13 protein-coding genes and 1 tRNA gene are annotated in these 17,377 nt (G+C 65.8%); 8 read left to right on the plus strand and 6 right to left on the minus strand.

Annotated features, from left to right (window positions below):
• Positions 1-70 precede the first annotated feature (70 nt).
• From G7Z99_RS01010 to G7Z99_RS01030, 5 genes are all read left to right on the plus strand, one after another.
• On the plus strand, positions 71-379 hold the full coding sequence (locus G7Z99_RS01010; RefSeq protein WP_181091207.1) for a PepSY domain-containing protein: 309 nt from the start codon (positions 71-73) through the stop codon (positions 377-379).
• On the plus strand, positions 379-693 hold the full coding sequence (locus G7Z99_RS01015; RefSeq protein ID WP_181091208.1) for a PepSY domain-containing protein: 315 nt from the start codon (positions 379-381) through the stop codon (positions 691-693). Before G7Z99_RS01010 ends, G7Z99_RS01015 begins: the two co-directional genes overlap by 1 nt.
• On the plus strand, positions 694-1,362 hold the full coding sequence (locus tag G7Z99_RS01020; RefSeq protein WP_181091210.1) for a response regulator transcription factor: 669 nt from the start codon (positions 694-696) through the stop codon (positions 1,360-1,362).
• On the plus strand, positions 1,359-2,672 hold the full coding sequence (locus G7Z99_RS01025) for a sensor histidine kinase (RefSeq protein ID WP_181091212.1): 1,314 nt from the start codon (positions 1,359-1,361) through the stop codon (positions 2,670-2,672). Before G7Z99_RS01020 ends, G7Z99_RS01025 begins: the two co-directional genes overlap by 4 nt.
• A gap of 284 nt (positions 2,673-2,956) precedes the next feature.
• Positions 2,957-4,114: an HPP family protein gene (locus tag G7Z99_RS01030; RefSeq protein ID WP_181091214.1), complete on the plus strand. Its 1,158-nt coding sequence runs from the start codon at positions 2,957-2,959 to the stop codon at positions 4,112-4,114.
• Here G7Z99_RS01030 and G7Z99_RS01035 read toward each other — a convergent pair.
• Positions 4,088-4,954 (minus strand): LysR family transcriptional regulator, encoded by an 867-nt coding sequence (locus tag G7Z99_RS01035; protein ID WP_181091216.1) that lies wholly within the window; start codon positions 4,952-4,954, stop codon positions 4,088-4,090. The two genes, G7Z99_RS01030 and G7Z99_RS01035, sit on opposite strands and share 27 nt — an antisense overlap.
• A gap of 63 nt (positions 4,955-5,017) precedes the next feature.
• Positions 5,018-6,286 carry a leucine-rich repeat-containing protein kinase family protein gene (locus G7Z99_RS01040; RefSeq protein WP_181091218.1) on the minus strand — a complete coding sequence of 423 codons (1,269 nt, stop codon included), beginning with the start codon at positions 6,284-6,286 and terminating at the stop codon, positions 5,018-5,020.
• A gap of 154 nt (positions 6,287-6,440) precedes the next feature.
• On the opposite strand from G7Z99_RS01040, the gene G7Z99_RS01045 reads away from it, so the two are divergent.
• Positions 6,441-6,866, plus strand: coding sequence for a DUF1810 domain-containing protein (locus G7Z99_RS01045; protein ID WP_181091220.1), 426 nt, complete (start codon positions 6,441-6,443; stop codon positions 6,864-6,866).
• A gap of 6 nt (positions 6,867-6,872) precedes the next feature.
• On the opposite strand, the gene G7Z99_RS01050 is transcribed toward G7Z99_RS01045, so the two are convergent.
• Positions 6,873-7,115, minus strand: coding sequence for a hypothetical protein (locus G7Z99_RS01050; RefSeq protein ID WP_181091222.1), 243 nt, complete (start codon positions 7,113-7,115; stop codon positions 6,873-6,875).
• Positions 7,116-7,433: 318 nt separating this feature from the next.
• On the opposite strand from G7Z99_RS01050, the gene G7Z99_RS01055 reads away from it, so the two are divergent.
• Positions 7,434-7,508 (plus strand) — tRNA-Gln (locus G7Z99_RS01055).
• A gap of 154 nt (positions 7,509-7,662) precedes the next feature.
• Here the strand turns inward: G7Z99_RS01055 and G7Z99_RS01060 are convergent.
• The 3 genes from G7Z99_RS01060 to G7Z99_RS01070 are packed head-to-tail and all read right to left on the minus strand — an operon-like array spanning position 7,663 to position 12,785.
• Positions 7,663-10,026, minus strand: a complete 2,364-nt coding sequence (locus G7Z99_RS01060) for a response regulator (protein WP_181091224.1) — start codon at positions 10,024-10,026, stop codon at positions 7,663-7,665.
• Between the two features lie 38 nt (positions 10,027-10,064).
• A complete protein-coding gene (locus tag G7Z99_RS01065) occupies positions 10,065-10,526 on the minus strand; it encodes a response regulator (RefSeq protein WP_181091226.1) in 462 nt (153 codons plus the stop codon).
• A 15-nt stretch (positions 10,527-10,541) separates the two neighbouring features.
• Positions 10,542-12,785: an ATP-binding protein gene (locus G7Z99_RS01070; RefSeq protein ID WP_181091228.1), complete on the minus strand. Its 2,244-nt coding sequence runs from the start codon at positions 12,783-12,785 to the stop codon at positions 10,542-10,544.
• A 247-nt stretch (positions 12,786-13,032) separates the two neighbouring features.
• On the opposite strand from G7Z99_RS01070, the gene G7Z99_RS01075 reads away from it, so the two are divergent.
• Entirely contained in the window at positions 13,033-17,367 is a 4,335-nt protein-coding gene (locus tag G7Z99_RS01075; protein WP_181091230.1) for an NEL-type E3 ubiquitin ligase domain-containing protein, read from the plus strand.
• Positions 17,368-17,377 lie beyond the last annotated feature (10 nt).

The following is a 17,377-nucleotide window of genomic DNA, read 5'->3' on the forward strand; positions in this document are numbered from 1 at the left end:
CAGGTTGAGTTAAGCCGCAGGCCATACGCTTGAGCCCGTACCCAACACGAAGACCTCGATGGAGAGACCCATGAAAACCTTGACTGCCTTGCTGACCGCCGCCACGCTCGCCCTGGGGGCCAATGTAGCCCTGGCCAAGGACGTCCAGCCTGACGAGGTGGTCAGGCTGGTCAACGACAAGACCCTCAAATCGCTGGACGAGCTCAAGGCGGCGGCCATCGCCAAGCACCCCGGTTCGACGGCCACTGATTCGGAGCTGGAAAACGAATACGGGCGCTACATCTACAAGGTCGAACTGCGCGACGCCCAGGGCGTGGAGTGGGATGTCGACCTGGATGCCCGCACCGGTGAAATCCTGAAGGACGAACGGGACAACTGATGAACGATCTGTCGCTGACGGCGCGCGGCCTGGTGCTGGCGCTGTCGGCCTGCTGCTCGCTGGCGGTGGCCCGCGACCTGGACCAGGACGAAGCCCTCGAACTGCGGCGCGAGGGCATCATCCTGCCGCTGGAGAAGCTGCTCGAAGCGGCCCTGGCGCGCCACCCCGGTTCGCGGCTGCTCGAAGCCGAGCTGGAAAAGGAACACGGGCGCTACGAGTACGAGGTGGAGATGCTCACCCCCGAGGGGGTGGTCCGCGAAATCAAGCTCGATGCCAGTACCGGCGCCTTGCTCAAAGACGAGGAAGATGACTGAATGCGCTTGTTGCTGGTGGAGGACAACGTCCCGCTTGCCGACGAACTGACCGCGAGCCTGCAACGCCAGGGCTACGCGGTCGACTGGCTGGCCGACGGTCGCGATGCGGTGTACCAGGGCCAGAGCGAACCCTATGACCTGATCATCCTGGACCTGGGTCTGCCGGGCTTGCCGGGTCTCGACGTCCTGGCGCAATGGCGAGCCGGCGGCCTGCTCGCGCCAGTGCTGATCCTCACGGCGCGCGGCTCCTGGGCCGAGCGCATCGAGGGGCTCAAGGCCGGCGCCGACGATTACCTGAGCAAACCCTTTCATCCTGAAGAGCTGCAACTGCGCATCCAGTCCCTGGTGCGTCGTGCGCGCGGGCTGGCCAACCAGCCACGGCTGGAAGCCGCAGGGCTGCACCTGGACGAGGCGCGCCAGTGCGTGACCCGCGACGGGCTCGAGGTCCAGCTGACCGCCGCCGAGTTCCGGTTGCTGCGCTATTTCATGCTGCACCCGCAACAGATCCTGTCCAAGGGGCATCTGGCCGAGCACCTGTACGACGGTGAGACCGAGCGTGACTCGAACGTGCTCGAAGTGCACGTCAATCACCTGCGGCGCAAACTGGGTCGCAGCGTGATCGAGACGCACCGTGGCCAGGGTTACCGCTATGCCGGGCACAGCGCATGAAGTCCATCCAGGGGCGTCTGAGCCTCGGGCTGGTCGCGGTGCTGGTGGTGGTCGGGCTGGGGTTCGCACAGTTGGGGCTGTGGCTGTTCGAAGTCGGCTTGCAGCGGTACCTGGAAGCGGGCCTGCGCAAGGAAAGCGAGAACCTGCTGGTGGCCCTGGTGCGCGGCCCGAACGGTCCGCAGCTGGACGAGCGTCGTGTGTCGGCTGCCTACCAGCGCCCGCTGTCGGGCTATTACTTTCGTATCGATTTCGAACAGGGCAGCTGGCGCTCGCGTTCGCTATGGGATCTGGAGATGCCCAAGCCAGCCCAGCCGGGGCTGGAAAGTGGCCATCAGCTGGCACCCGAGGGGCAGCAGCTGTTGGTGTTGCGCGCCGATTACCGGCGCCTGGGGCAGGACATTTCGATCAGCGTGGCGCAAGACTATTCGCCGGTGCGCGATGGCTTTCGGCGGCTCGAGCAGATCGGGCTGGGGCTCGGGCTGGTGGCGCTGCTGCTGATCCTGGTATTGCAGCGCGTGACCGTGACACGCTCGCTGCGCCCGCTGGAACGCGTCCGCCGGCAGATCGCCCAGCTGCAACAGGGGCGACGCTCGCAGCTGGACGAGCAGGTGCCCAGTGAGCTGGAACCCCTGGTCGCGCAGGTCAACCATCTGCTTGCCCATACCGAAGACAGTCTGCGACGGTCCCGCAACGCCTTGGGCAACCTGGGCCATGCCCTGAAGACGCCGCTGGCGGTGCTGCTCAGCCTGGCGAGCAGTGAGCGCCTCAAGGACCAGCCCGAGGTGCGCGCGCAACTGCAGGAACAGCTCGAACAGATCCAGCAGCGCCTGGCGCGCGAGCTCAACCGGGCGCGCCTGGCGGGTGATGCCTTGCCGGGTGCGCAGTTCGACTGTGACGCAGAGTTGCCGGGGCTGCTGGCGACGTTGGGCATGATTCATGGCGAAGGGCTGAGCTTGCGCAGTGAGGTCTCGCCCGGCCTGCTGCTGCCCTGGGACCGCGAGGACCTGCTCGAGCTGCTGGGCAACCTGCTGGACAATGCCTGCAAGTGGGCCGACAGCGAGGTACAGCTCACCCTCGCGCAAACGGCCGAGGGCTATCGGCTATGGGTCGACGACGATGGCCCCGGTATTCCTGAAGGCGCACGCCAGAGCGTCCTGGAGCGCGGGTCGCGCCTGGACGAACAGGTCGATGGCCACGGCCTGGGCCTGGGGATCGTGCGTGACATCGTCGACGCCTGGGGTGCACGACTGACCCTGCAGGAAAGCCCCCAGGGCGGTCTGCGGGTGGGCGTGGAACTGCCCAGGCGATAGCGTCGCTGCCAGTGCCGCCGCCATTGCTGGCGCGCTTTTCGCTGCGATGCCCAGCACCTGATCCAGTCGATGAACGTCGCCCTGCGAGAGCCGGCAGGTCCGCCGCCACGGGCCCCTCAGGCAGGGCGTGTGGCACGCGCTTGCGTCGCTGCAAGAAAGTTGCACATCAAGCGCCGTTTTTTGCGTTGGTCAGCACCTGTAGCGGCGGGCACAATGCCCCGCTGCGCTGGATGCAGCGTGGCAGTGTCTCGATCAACAGGTCGCTCGTCAGGTAGCCCTTTTCCATGTCCTCCAGAACCCCTCACACCGGCTGGCAACGGCTGCTGCCGCCCTCCCTGAATACCTCGCCCCGCGAATGGCTGCGCGCCGGCCTTGGCGCCATGCTGGGGTTGTTCCTGGCCGGGTGGCTGTGCAGCCTGGCATTCGGGCCTTCGATCGCGTTGCACCTGCTCGGTCCACTGGCGGCGTCGGCGGTGCTGGTCTTCGCCGTTCACTCCGGCCCCCTGGCCCAGCCTTGGCCCGTGGTCGGCAGCTACGCCTTGGCCGGTGTCGTCGGCCTGGCGATGCGGCATGGCCTGGGCGATGCGCTCTGGGTCGCGGCCGCCGCACTGGGGGTATCGATCCTGGTGATGTGCGCGCTGCGCTGTCTGCACCCGCCGGGCGGTGGCGTGGCCGCCAGCCTGGTACTGGCCGACCCTGGGTTGGTGGCGATGGGTGACCATGTGCTCGAGCCGGTTCTGCTCAACGCCGTGATCCTGGTCACGGTCGCGGTGCTCTACAACCGCCTTACCGGCGTGCGGTACCCCAAGGGAGCGGCGCCGCGCAAGGATCTGCACCATACCCACGATCCGCTGCCGACCGAGCGCGTCGGCGTCACGGCCCAGGACCTGGACCAGGCACTGGACGAACTGGGCGAATTCGTCGACGTCACCCGCGATGAGCTGGAACGGATCATCCTGGCCACCGAGCAGCACGCGCTGCAACGCAGCCTCAGTGGTCTCACGGCCGCCTCGGTAATGTCCCGTGACCTGCAGGTCGCCACGCCGCAGACCAGCCTCGAACAAGCGTGGCGCCTGTTGTCGAGCCATCGCCTCCATACGTTGCCGGTACTCGACCAGGGACGTCTCGTCGGGATCGTCAGTCTCAGCGACCTGGTGGGGCCGGCCATGGCCCGGGGCCGCTCACGCTGGGGAGGCCTGCTAGGGCGTCGCTCGGTACGCCTGGAGCACATCATGAGCCGTCGAGTCGTCAGCGTCAGCGCGCATCATCCCCTGGCGCACCTGTTGCCGCTGCTGTGCGAGCAGGGTCTGCATTGCCTGCCGGTGCTGGAAGGCGACACACTGGTCGGCATCGTGACCCAGACCGACCTGATCGCCGGGCTCGAGCGTCGCCTGCTCAGTGCGCCCGACCGGGTCTCAGGCGAACGGGTCCCAGCGTTGTGACCAATCGCTGGCGTCCTCGGCCACCTGGCGTCGCAGGATGGCCAGTGCGCACCGCAGGGCCTCGCCGTCACGTTCACGGGCGTGCACCACGAACGTGGGGTAGGTGAACTCAGGGGCTTGCGCGACCCGCTCGAGCACCCCGCTGTCCAGGTAGGCCTGGACGACACGGGTGCGAAAATAACCGCTGCCGCCCTGGTCGAGAATGAACTGCAAGGCCAGCGGTCCCAGGTTGAAACTCACGCTCGCCCGAGCGCAGTCGGGCAGGGCGGCGTCGTGCTGGCGCCGAAACGCCTCGCCCCAGTCGATGTAGACATAAGGCTCGGGGCAATCCGTGCGTTGAATGCGCACCAGCTTTTCTTCCATCAGCTGCTCCACCTGCAGGCCGGGTGCATAACTGGGCTGGTAGACGAGCACGGCATCGAGCAGCCCCATTTCGACCTTGCGCAGCAACGCCTCCCCATCGTTGACCTCGCTACGAACCGTGTGCCCAGGCAGGGCCTGGCGCATCGCGCAGATCCACTCGAGCATCAGGGGCGTACCCAGGCTGACCTCGCCGCCGATGCTCAGCACCGGTTGCCCACCCTGCACGCGTGGCAGGTTCCGGCGTGCGGCCTCCCAGGTCTGGACCAGTTGGTGGGCGTAGCTCAGAAAGGCCTCGCCGTCCGTCGTCAGGCGAGCGCCGCTACGGCCCCGTACGAACAACTGACAGCCCAATTGCTGTTCCAGGCGCTGGACCCGTGCGCTGATCGCGGTCTGTGAGACGCACAGGCGATCGGCGGCGGCGACCAGGCTGCCGCACCGTGCGATCTCGAGAAAGGTCCGGGCTTGATCGATGTCCATGCTAAGGCTCGGTGGAAGACGGTGCGGAGGGAGGAGGCCACACGGCGGCCTCCATGGAGGGCCTTACAGGCGCGCCGCTACCTGTGCGAAAGAAGGGCGCGAGGCGACCGCTGGCTGCTGGCAGTCCTGGGCCAATTGGCGCAGGTCGCACGCTTCGCCGTCGGCGCGTTCGAGCAGTTCGTCGAGCAGGAGGCCGAAGGCGCGGACTTCGATGCGCTCCAGGCCGCTGGCCAGGTCACGTGGCGAGAAGGCCGCGGCGCCGAAGTCGCCCAGCACGCCGTCACCTTCGTCATCGCACAGGATGTTGTGCGCGTAGAGGTCGCCATGATTGAGGCCATGGGCATGCAGGTGCGCACCCGCCAGCGCGACGGTGCGCGCCAGCCGGCGCAGGGCCGGGAGGCGCCAGGGCAGGCGCTCCGGGTATCGATCGCGGGTGCAGCTGTCGAGGCTGGGCGGCCCGGCCAGGTTGAACCAGGTGGGGGCGAGCAACGGCATGATCAGCGCGGGCAGGCCCGTGGGATGATCGTCGATACGGCCGAGCAGCCCGGTCAAGCCTGGGTGTTGCCCAGCGGCCAGGCACGCACGGACTTCGGCCAAGGGCGCGCCGTCACTGGTCAGGGCACCCTTGAACAGTTTCACGGCGACGGCGCCCGGCTCACCGTCGAGGTGGGCACGATGAATGACCCCCGAGGCACCCCGGCCCAGGATCTCCTTCACGGCCACACGGTCCCAGCTGACCGAGGGGCACGGGTGAAGGTCCGCCAAAGGTTCGGCTTCGCAGGGGTTGCCCGAGAACGCCAGCCAGGCGAGCCTGGGCAGGTCCAGCAGCCAGCGGGGCAGGGTGGTCAGGCGATTGCTGGCCAGGCGCAGCAGCTCCAGGCGGTCGCAGCGTGCCAGCGTCTGCGGCAGGTCCGTCAGGCGGTTGCCCGACAACATGAGTTTTTGCAGGTGCGCGCAGTCGCCCAGTGTGTCGGGCAGGTGTTCGAGGGCATTTTCGGTCAGGATCAGGGCGCGCAGGGCAGGTGGCAAGGCACGGCCATCGATCCGCTCGATCCGGTTGTTGCGAAAGCCGACGGTCTCGAGCCGCTGGCATTGCCCCACGGCCACTGGGATGTCGGTGAACAGGTTGTCCGAGCAGAACAGCACGCGCAGGCGATGCAGGCGGTGCATGTCGTGCGGCAGGCGGCTGAGCCGGTTGCCTGAGAGGTTCAGCACCTCCAGGCTGTCGGCCAGGCTGAAAATCTCCTGTGGGAATTCATCCAGACCTTGACTCAGGTCCAGGCGGGTCAGGCCGTGCAAGCGTCCAGCCTTCAGGTCGTCAAGGGTGTGCATTGCCGATCACATGTCATTCATTGCGAGAAAGCAGGCGATGATAGCGGCATTCGTCCCCAAGGGGCAGGCATTGCAGGGCGGCATCATGGCCAGGGGTCGCGTGCACACCCTGGGTGTCGTACGCTGAAGGCCGTTCTCACCAGGAGCTGACCCCATGTCCGACCCCTATCACCTCGATCGTTTCGTCGAAGCGCAGCAGCCTAGCTACACACGCGTGTTCGACGAGCTGCAGGCAGGCCACAAGCGCAGCCACTGGATGTGGTTCGTCTTTCCCCAGCTACAAGGATTGGGCCACAGCGAAATGGCGGCGCGCTATGCGATTTCCGGGCTCGACGAGGCGCGTGCCTACCTGGCGCATGACATCCTTGGTCCGCGTCTCAAGCGCTGCGTGACGGCACTGTTGCAGCACACCGACAAGAGCGCTCGGCAGATCATGGGGACGCCCGATGACCTGAAGCTGCGTTCCTGCCTGACATTGTTCGACAAGGCCGATCCAGGCGAAGCGCTGTGGCAGTTGGCCTTGATGCACTTCTTCGACGGTGTGCCGGATGCTGCGACGCTGGGTCGGCTCGAACGCTGAGTAGGCTCAGGCCTTGCGCTCCAGTTGCCGCTCGATCATGTACTTGACGCTCAAGCGGCGCTCTTTGAGACGGCGCAGATCGTCGTCTTCGTAATTGCCAGCCGAGATCGACTCGGCAGCCAGCACCTGGTTGTCGATATCGGTGTAGTCGTCGAGCAGGCGGTCCAGCTCCTTGTCTGTCTGCCGACGCTGCTGCACGATTTCGCGTGGGTAGTGCAGGTCCTGGTACAGATCGTGTGAAACCGGCATGGCTGTGTTCCTTGTGCAGAGGGCTGGAATACCTGTTTGAGCCAGCGACAAGGAACGAGTTGGACGCGCCTGTAACTGCAGGCGACGAACGGTTGTGGGCCTGGACACGGGGCAGCAGGGCGCTGAAAACAGGACGGGCAGAAAACGGTATGGGGTGCGTGCTGAAGAAGCTTGTCCGTCGCTCACGGCAGTCGATGACCGACTAAGCCGCTGTTTTAAGAGATTTTTTTTGCGTGAGGGGTTTGCAACCTCAAATTTTCTTGATACATTGCCGCTCATTCCCGCACAGCCAGTCACACCTCGGTTGTCGGTGGATACAGGGGCGTCGCCAAGCGGTAAGGCAGCAGGTTTTGATCCTGCCATGCGTTGGTTCGAATCCAGCCGCCCCTGCCATTTACTCTCCATACCCGTATTTTTTCGTTTCGTACGTGAAAGCGTATCGAGGCGATTCGTCGTGCGCGTCGTTCAGGTGCGGCCTGTGCGCGTCAGGCGTTCGACGCCAAGTCCCTTTGGCGTCATCGCTGCCGGTACCGACACGGCGCGTCGGTCAGCCGCCGTGGCTCCCGAGCAGCTCGCCCAGTGCCTTGGTCAAGGTGTTTGGTTGCACGGGCTTCTGTACAACCAGGCTTCCCGGCAGTTGCAGCCCTTCGAGATCGGCGTAGCCCGTCAGGAATACCACCGGCAGGTGAGCGTACCGTTCGCGTGCTGCCTGCGCCAGCTGAGCCCCGTTGAACTCGGGCATGGCAAAGTCGGTGAGCAGCACGTCGATCTCGCCATCGAGCAGCGTCAGGGCATGCTCACCCCCGGTGGCCTGGCGCACGCGATAGCCGTACTGATGGAGCATTTCACCGATCAGCTCGCGAACCCGATCATCGTCGTCCACCAACAGGACCGTACGGTCGCTGCCGAGGGTGCTCGACGCCGGGGTCGCCGACGGGCCGCTCACGTGGATGGCCAGCGGTTGCTTGACCGCGGGCAGGTAGACCGTGACTTCGGTGCCCTGGTCGGGCGCGGTGACGATGCGCACCCCGCCGCCTGATTGCTTGGCGAAACCGAACACCTGGGCCAGGCCCAGGCCTGAGCCCTTGCCGATGTCCTTGGTGGTGAAGAAGGGCTCGAAGACCTTGCCGACGATCTCTTCGCTCATGCCGAAGCCCGTGTCGCGGATCGAGAGGCTCACGTATTCGCCAGGCTCGGGTTCTTCGGGCCGTTGCGGCAGGGCGTCGATGTACGTGTTGCGGGTGCTGAGGGTCAGCTGCCCGCCTTCTGGCATGGCGTCGCGCGCGTTGATCGCCAGGTTGAGGATGATCATCTCGGTTTGGGTCGGGTCGGTCAGCGCCTGCCACAGCAGAGGGTCCAGGTCGAGACGTACCGAGATGCTGCCGCCGAGGGTCCGGCGCAGCAGCTCTTCCAGCCCACCGAACGTGTCGTTCAGGTTCACCGGTATCGGCTCGAGCCGTTGCCGTCGGGAGAAGGCCAGCAGCTGGGCGGTGAGCTTGGCACCCCGTTCGCCGGCTTCCCGAATGTGCTGCAGGCGAGAAGCGGCCTTGACCAGGTCGGGCTTGGCCAGGTCGCGTTCGAGGAAGCTGGCGCCCGTCAGAATGACCGTCAGCAGGTTGTTGAAGTCATGGGCGACGCCAGCGGTGAGCTGACCCACCGCCTCCAGGCGCTGCATCTGCTGCAAGGTCGCCTCGATGCGTTCGCGCTCGGCGATCTGCTCGCGCAGGCGTCGGTTGGCCTCGCCCAGTTCCAGAGTGGCTTCACGCTCGCTGGTGATGTCGCGTGCCACCACATAGAGCAGGTCATCGTCCTGGACCACGACCCATGACAGCCAGCGCTGCTGGCCGCTGGCGTGCTGCACGGGGCCGACGAAGCGTGCGCTGCCATTGCCCTGGCTCAGGGCGGCCAGCTCGGAGACGAACATGTCCCGCGCCGATTCGGGAAGCACCGTCAGCAAGGACGTTTCGGACAGGTGCGCCCGGGTGAAGCCGAGCGCCGTTTCCCAGGCCGGATTGAGCGCCACGGGCGTGAGGTCCTGCTTGAGTACTGCCGACAGGTCCTGGGACAGGTCCCAGGCGCGGTCACGCTCGCGAGTCCGGCGCTCGACGCGCTCGCCCAGCATTTCGTTGAGCTGCTTGAGCGCCTGTGTGGCCAGGTGTTGCTGGTGCACATCCTGCAGCACGCCGGAGAAGCGCACGCACTTGCCGTCGACGAACCGCGATTGTCCGGTGCTCAGTAGCCAGCGCGGCTCGTGTCCGCCGTGGCCCAGAACCCGGAACTCCACACGATAGCGCCCACTGCCGCTCGGTTGCAGCGCATGCTCGACAGCTTGGCGGACATGGGGCAGGTCCTCGGGATACAGGCCGGCAAAGAACACCTCCATGTTCACGGGGGCGTCCAGCGCCAGGCCGAACAGGGCCCGGCAGCGATCGTCCCAGATCAGCTGATCGCTCTCGGGGCGAAAGTCCCAGGTGCCCATGCCGGCCGCATCGATGGCGATCCGCGCGCGGGCCTCGACGTCCGCCAGGGCCTGTTCGGCATGCCGGCGACGCTGGCGCTCCTGCACTTCGGTCATCGCCCGTCTGACGGCCTTGGGCAGCAGCGACAGGTTCTTCTTCAGCACGTAGTCGGTGGCGCCGAGTCGGATCATCTCCACCGCATGCTCTTCGCCGTAGATCCCCGACAGGAAGATGAACGGTACATCAGGCGCCAGGCGCTGGGCGATGGCCAGCACCTCGGTGCCGGACGAGCTGGGCAGGACGCAGTCGCACAGCACCATGTCGAAGACTTCTTCACGCAGCGCACGTTCGGCGCCGACATGGTCGAACGCCTGGCGGGCCTGGATCTGCAGGCCGTTTCGCTCCAGGCGCAGCAGCGTCAGTTCGGCGTCCATCGCACTGTCTTCGACCATCAACAGCTTGAGCGGCGCCGCCTGTGTGCCGACCGGGCTCAGTTGGGGCCTCGACGCGACAGGCGCAGCGAACCCGGTGGCGGCTCGTTGAGCACGGCCCAGAAGATGCCCAGGTCGGAGATCGCCGCGACGAACTCCTTGAAGTCCACCGGCTTGACCACGTAGGCATTCACGCCCAGCTCGTAGGCGCGTTCCAGGTCAGGTTCTTCGCGCGAAGAGGTCAACATGACGGTCGGAATGCTGCGCAGTTCCGGCGTCTCGCGGACGATCTTCAGGACTTCCAGACCGTCGACCTTGGGCAGCTTCAGGTCCAGCAACATCACGGCAGGATTACCGGCGTCGCGGTCCTTGAACGCGTTGCGTTGGAACAGGTAGTCCAGGGCATCGGCGCCATCGCGAATGACGATGACTTCATTGGCCAACTGACTGCGTTCCAGCGCCAGCAAGGTCAACTCCAGGTCTCTGGGGTTGTCTTCGACCAACAGGATCGGTTTGAGCATGATGATGCGGTGTCCTCAAGCGTGCAGCGGTTGTCGGGGCAGTGAAAAATGGAACGTGGCCCCCTTGTCGATCTGGCCTTCGGCCCAGACCTCGCCATCGTGGCGCTCGATGATGCGCCGGACGCTGGCAAGGCCGATACCCGTTCCCTCGAAGTCTTCCATGCGGTGCAGACGCTGGAAGACCCCGAACAGCTTGTTAGCATAGGTCATGTCGAAACCTACGCCGTTGTCGCGAATGAAGATCTCGGTATGGGTCGCACTTTGCCGATACCCGATCTGAATGCGCGCCGGGTCGCGGTCGCGCGTGTACTTGACGGCATTGGCGATCAGGTTCTGCAACGCCATCTTCAGGAACGCCGGATCGGCGATGACCTTGGGCAGCGAAGCGATTTCCCAGACGATCTGGCGCCCTTCGACGTCCGGCGCCAGTTCGGTGCGGATGGTCTCGATCAGCGCATTGGGGTCGACGTCGGACAGGCGCAGCGCGGAGCGCCCCATCTGCGAGAAGTTGAGCAGGTTGTCGACCAGCGTGCCAGCAAAGCGTGCGGCCTCCTCGATATGCTGCAGGAAACGCTGCCCGCGTTCGGTCAGGTGCTGCGCCTCCATCTCGCTCAGCAGCTCGGTGTAGCCTGCGATGTGGCGCAGGGGGGCGCGCAGGTCGTGGGAGACGCTGTAGGAGAAGGCTTCGAGTTCCTTGTTCGACCGCTTCAGTTCGCTGGCCAGCTGGGCCAGCTCCTCGGCCTTGCGCAGGACGATGCCGAGCACGGCATTGCGCAGCTCCAGGCTGCTTTCGAGAATCAGCGGATCCCAGGGCTTGCTGAAATCGCGAACCACTTCGTGCCAGCGCTCGAAACTGTTGCGCGGGTCCAGGTTGCCCTGCGGGCCGATCTGCTTGTCCGGGCGCCCGGCCCATTCGACCGTGCGGGCCTGTTCGGGCCTGAACCAGACCAGGTAGTGCGAGTGGATCTGCGAAATGGCCAGGGCCAGCACGCCGGCGGCATGGTCACCCAGCTCCGGCAGCTCTTCGATGTCACGCCGCACGTTGTCGGTGTGGAACACGTGCTCGTCGCCCCGGCGCGACAGCCAGTGGACCAGGGCCGTGATCTGCGCCGTGGGCGGTGTCTTCCCGACGACATCGCAACGGTCGGCGCTGATGATCGCGGCGCCCGTGGCATCGGCGAACGCCAGAAGCACCTCGGGCAGCTCCAGCAGGCCCAGGGCCACGCTGTCATGGTCGGCCATGGACGACAGCATCTTGACGATGTGCTGGCGCAGATCGAGCAGCTTGCGGGTGTTGGTGTGCGATTCGCGGGACTCGATCTGCAGCGACAGGACGCTGGCCAGCAGTTCGCAGGCGGTACGCGTCTGGAAGTCCACGGTGCGCGGCTCGTCGTGGTGACATGAAATCAGTCCCCAGAGCTTGCCGTCCACCACGATCGAAAGCGACATCGACGCCAGGGTGCCCATGTTGCGCATGTATTGCAGGTGCACCGGCGAGACGCTGCGCAGCGAAGCGAAGCTGAGGTCCAGCGGTTTGCCCGTGCGCGGATTGTGCTCGGGCACCAGGCGGGCGGGTTGGTAGTTGGCATCGCCGATCAGGCGGATCCGGTTGATCCGGTACAGCTCACGGGCCTGGCGCGGGATGTCCGAGCCCGGGAAGCACAGCCCCAGGTAGCTCGGGTAGCCAGGTTCGGCCTCCTCGGCCAGCACCAGGCCGTTGCCTTCGGCGTCGAAGCGGTAGGCCTTGACCCGGCCGAAGCCGGTCAGGCGCTTGATCTCCTGGACGCTGCGGGTCAGCAGATCGTGCACGTCGCCCAGCTGGTGCAGGCTGCCGACGAACGCGCGAACCAGGGGGTAATGACTGTTCTGCGAGACCATGCTCTTGCACGGTTCGAATTCGGCCAGCAAGACCTGGTCGTGCCGGTGGACCAGCAATTGCAGAAGCTCGCCTGACGCCTTCTCGGCGCACAGTTGCACATTGCTGATATGGAACGGGAAGCTCTCATGCTCCGGGATCTGCTTCAGATGCGCTGCCAGGTCGAACTCGGTATCGAGGAACTGACGTGCGTCCAGCCCGATCAGCGCGTGTGCCGGCAGGCCCAGCCAGCGTTCGGCGTTTTCGCTGACTTGCAGGATGCTGAAGTCGCTCTCGTCCAGCACGAGCAGAAAGCCTTGTGGCTGGATGCTGCCAGGCACGCGGATGGGCTCTTGGGCACAGCGATCGATGGCGTGCTGGAGAGAGGGGTCTGCAGTGGTCAAGAATAACGCTCCCGGTCCGTGACACGAGGTCGGACATATAGGCACATAGCATAGGGCCGTCCACGGTATCAGAAAAGCACCGTGATTGCCGGCCTGAGGTCATGGGAAAGCAAAAAGCCTCACGGGTTTCATCGAGGGCACGGGGGGCGACCGTCGGCACCCGGGCAGGGGGTGCAGACATAGCTACCGCCTGTGTCGGCAGGGTAGCGCGCACGCTCGAGGCTTTCTGCTCACAGAGGCTCTCAGCATGTCCGACCACCTCGCCCCGCCCTCCAGCATCGATACCTTGATCGCCCGCCAGCTTCCTGCCTGGCTACGGTCGGCGTCGGCTGATCAGCGCGCCGTCCTGAAAACTCATCTGCTCGCCCAACAGCGGGCCCATGCGCAGGCTCAGCGCCTGCTCGGTACCGTCACGGCACTGCCTGTGTTCGCCGAAGCGCTACTTGCGCCAGCACTGGAGCGCCTTCTGGGGTACCGGCTGGATGTGCGCGCCAGCCAGCTCAACTTGGTGGCCTATCTGCCAGAGGCCAGCGCCAGCCTCGGACTGGCCCAGACGCTCAAGCGGCATGTCAGCAAACAAAGCCTGCTGGCCGCTGCCTTGCACAACTTCGATGCCAGCGAAACCACGCAGGGTGCGTTCTCGTCCGAGACCAGACTGTGCGATGCCACGTGCCAGCCCATTGCGCTGAGCGCTGAACGCTTCGCCACGTTGTGCCGGACCCTGGACATCGGCGGTCAGTACCAGCGGCACATCCAGGCGACGCTGGCGCCAGCGGGCACTGCAGGTACGGCGGCCGAGCAGATCCTGGAAAATGCCGTGCGCACGGCGTTGTCGGCCGCCGCCTGCCTGGCACGACTGCGTGGCGGGCTCGACCAGGACAACTACCGCCGCCTGTTGGCATTGACAGCGCCGACGCCGGTCGTGCAGCCCGACGCCCACGTCCTGAAGCCGCACGGCCTGCGAGTGCTGGGCAAGCGCGTCAATGGCGTACTGGCCCTGGAAGTCTGGTCCAGCGCATCGCGAGCGGCCAACCTGGAGTCGATCATCCTCTGGATACCCGGCGATCCCATCGCCTCGGTGTCCTTGCATGGCTCTTGGCGCGCGCTGTCGATCGCGTTGGCAGGGCGTCTTGCTGCACCGGGTTACGCTGCCTTCTTCGTGCAGTTGCTGGCCAGGCAGGACCAGCTGGCGTTCACGCAGGTGTTGGCGCGCAGGCTGCACGAGGCGACACCCGGCGCGCCCATCGAGATCGACAGTCGGCATGAGGCGATCGAGGGCAACGTCTTTGCCTACCTGCGTCGACGCCAGGTCGAGGGCATGCTGGCCGATGCCAAGGTACTGGCCGTGCCCACCGGAGAAGAGGATCGCAGGGCCCGGGTGGCCAGGCTGGAAGGGTACGTGAATGCGGGGCTCGATGTGCTTGGCCTGGCCAGTCTGTTCGTTCCGGGCCTGGGCATCGCTCTGCTCGGGATCACGGCGGTGCAACTGGCCGATGAAGTCTACGAGGGCTACCAGGATTGGCAATTGGGCGACCGCGAGGCGGCCCTGGAGCATGTGTTCAATGTCGCCGAAGGCGTCGTGGGCAATGTGCTGGGTGCCGTCGCACCCGTCGCCGTGGTACGGCTGGCCCAACGTTCACGGTTCGTGGATGGGCTGGCGCCGATTCTCGGTGCTTCCGGTACGTTGCGCCTGATCGACCCGAGCCTGCCGGGTTATGCCGTTCCCGTGGCCGAGGCGGTCGCGCCCCAGCCCAACGTACGCTACGTGGAGACCGAAGCAGGCCGATTGAAGCTCGAGCGCTCGGACGAGCATGCGCCGTGGGTCGTCGTTCATCCCACACGCGAGCGCGCCTACGCGCCGCGTGTGGAGGGCAACGCTGCCGGTGGGTGGCGGCATGCATTGGAGGCGCCTCAGCAGTGGGGCGACGTGCACGAACTGGTGCGCAGGCTCGACGGCGACACCGCCACGGTCAGCGACGACGCAGTGCAGTTCGCCTTGCGCGTCACGGCGATGAGCGCGGATCACATACGGGGCCTGCACCTGGAGAACGCGCGTGCGCCTGCACGGTTGCGCGATGCACTGGCGCGGTACGCGCTGCACGACCGCTGGCCGACCTTGCAAGGTGAAGCGTTCGAAGCGCAGGTGGCGGCGGACCAGCCGGCCGTGGAGGCAGCGGCCCAGGTACTCAGGCGCGACTTCCCCAACTTGACGGCACGGTGCGCCAATGAGCTCGTCGAGCACGCGAGCCAGGCCCAGGTGCAACGCTTGCTCGACGAGCAGCGCGTTCCGCTGGCCCTGACTCAACAGGCACGCTGGGCACTGCACGACGCCCGTCTGGATCGTGCTTGTGCAGGGTTGATCCTGCCTCAGGCCGTCGGGCGCGACACCCAGAGACTGGCCCTGGGCCTGATCGAGGCCGTGGCGCCCTGGGCTGACGACACTCGCCTGGAAATTCGTCAGGACACCCCGCAGGGTACCCTGCTCGCGCAGTCGACCGCGATGCTTGGGGCCCGGGCGCAGGTGATCGTCAGTCGGCAGGGCCATTACTACTGCGTAGATGCGGCCGGGGAGCGGCTGCCGGGCAGTCGCCTTGACGGTACCTTGAACGAGGCGCTGCTGCTCAGGCTGGACCCGCTGCAGAAGCTGCTGCTCGGCAAGGCTGACTTGAGCGCTTCCGAGTTGGGCGCATGCCTGCTCGAGCGCGCGAACCAGTCGCGTGAGCGCGCTGCCAAGGCCATGGGCCTGGTGACGAGTGACCAGGGTGTTCGACCGCCTTTGCGCCTGGGCGATGGACGGGTGGGCTACCCCCTCAGCGGGCGTGGCGAAAGCAGTCGGCAAGCGTTCGTGCGAGGCTTGCGTCAGCTGTATCCCACGTTTTCCGACGCCGACATCGACGCGTATCTGCACCAGCTTCAGCAGCGAGGCCTGGATCCCTGGAACCATCTGCATGATCTGCACGAGCAACTGGGCACGTTACGCTCGGTCCTGGACGCCTGGCAGGCCGAGCCGGACACGGTGTGGCAGAGGCTCAGGCGGCGTGAAACCGCTACCCGGATTCGCCAGTGCTGGCGGCGCAAGCGGGGCGGTGTCGACGGCTCGTGGCTGGTGATCGAGGGCGTGCGGGTAGGGCAGTTGCCTGCCTTGCCGGAACGCGTCGATTTTGGCCATGTGCAAGCGCTGGTGCTGCGCGACATGGCGTTGACCGATCTGCCGGAGTCCTTCTTGCCTCGCTTCGGGAACCTGCGCGTGCTGGACGTATCCCACAACCGATTGACACGCCTGCCTGCCGGGCTCGAGTCCCTGGTGCACATCAGGGAATTGCGCCTGGGCGGCAACCGTATCGTCTGGGCCGCTGAGGACGATCAACGAATCGCCGCCTTGACGCATCTGCATACGTTGGGGCTGTCCGGCAACCCGCTGCGCGTCATGCCTGATTTCGCGGCCCTGCGCACCCTGCGCCATGTCTCGATGCGCAATACCTCGATCGAGCAGGTGCCTGCGTGGGTACAGCATCGGCCCTTCATCGAAATGATCGACCTGCGTGAAAACGTCATCCAGCGCCTGCGGCGCTCCTGGTCGGACGTCCTGTTGCGGCGCCTGTTCATGCACGACAACCCGCTCGAAAGGGCCAGCATGGTCGAGATCAATCAGGCCATGCAGGTCGGGCAAGCCGCGTCCAGCGCCCAGGACATCGCCCATCTGCATGCACCTGTCGACGCAGGGGCCCGCGATCATTGGCTGCGGCATGTGGAGGAGGGTGAGCGCAGCGCGCACCAGGCGATCTGGAACAGTCTGAACGACGAGCCTGGCAGTGGCGACTTGCTGCGCTTTTTCGCCGATCTGGCCGATTCCAACGAGTTTCTTCGTCAACCTAGACAACTGACCCGACGCGTCTGGCGGATCCTGCGCGCCTGTGAGCGTGATGCCCGCGTCAGAGAGGCACTGTTCCAGCAGGCGGCCGGCCCTCGAACCTGCGCCGACCGTACGTTGATCGTGCTCAGCCAGTTGGAGATCGGGACGCTCGTGGCCGAGCAGACACAAGGGTATACAGGCGCGCTGGCCACACGGGCATTGCTGCGGCTAGGGCGTTCATTGCACCGACTCGATGAGGTGGACCGTATCGCGACAGCCCATATCGAAAGGCTGCGCAACCTGCAGCCCGTGCGGCCTGTGGACGACATCGAGGTCATCATGGCTTACCGCGTCTATCTGGCCGGACCTCTGGGGTTGCCCGAGCAACCAGATCACATGTACTTCGGCTCGCACAGCAGGGTCAGTGCGCTCGACATCAACGTGGCGCGCACGACCATCCTGGCGCGAGAGAACAATCCGGTGCTGGCCGAGTCGCTGGTGCAGCGCGATTTCTGGGTGAATCATTTGCGTGAGCGTTTCGGGCACTTGCTCGAGGAGATGAATGCGCCGTTTCACGTGCGGCTTGAAGCGCTGGAGGGGTGGAATACGCTGTTCGGCGAGCAGGCCTACCTCGACAAGGTCGAGCAACTGGCTGCCGAGCGGCAGCAGGCAGAGCACGCGCTCTGGCTGAGGTTGACGCTGGAAGAGCTTGAAATGGGGCCGCACTGACCCGTCCCGC

The organism is Pseudomonas entomophila (genome assembly GCF_013523165.1).
GTDB classification, from domain to species: Bacteria; Pseudomonadota; Gammaproteobacteria; order Pseudomonadales; family Pseudomonadaceae; genus Aquipseudomonas; species Aquipseudomonas entomophila_A.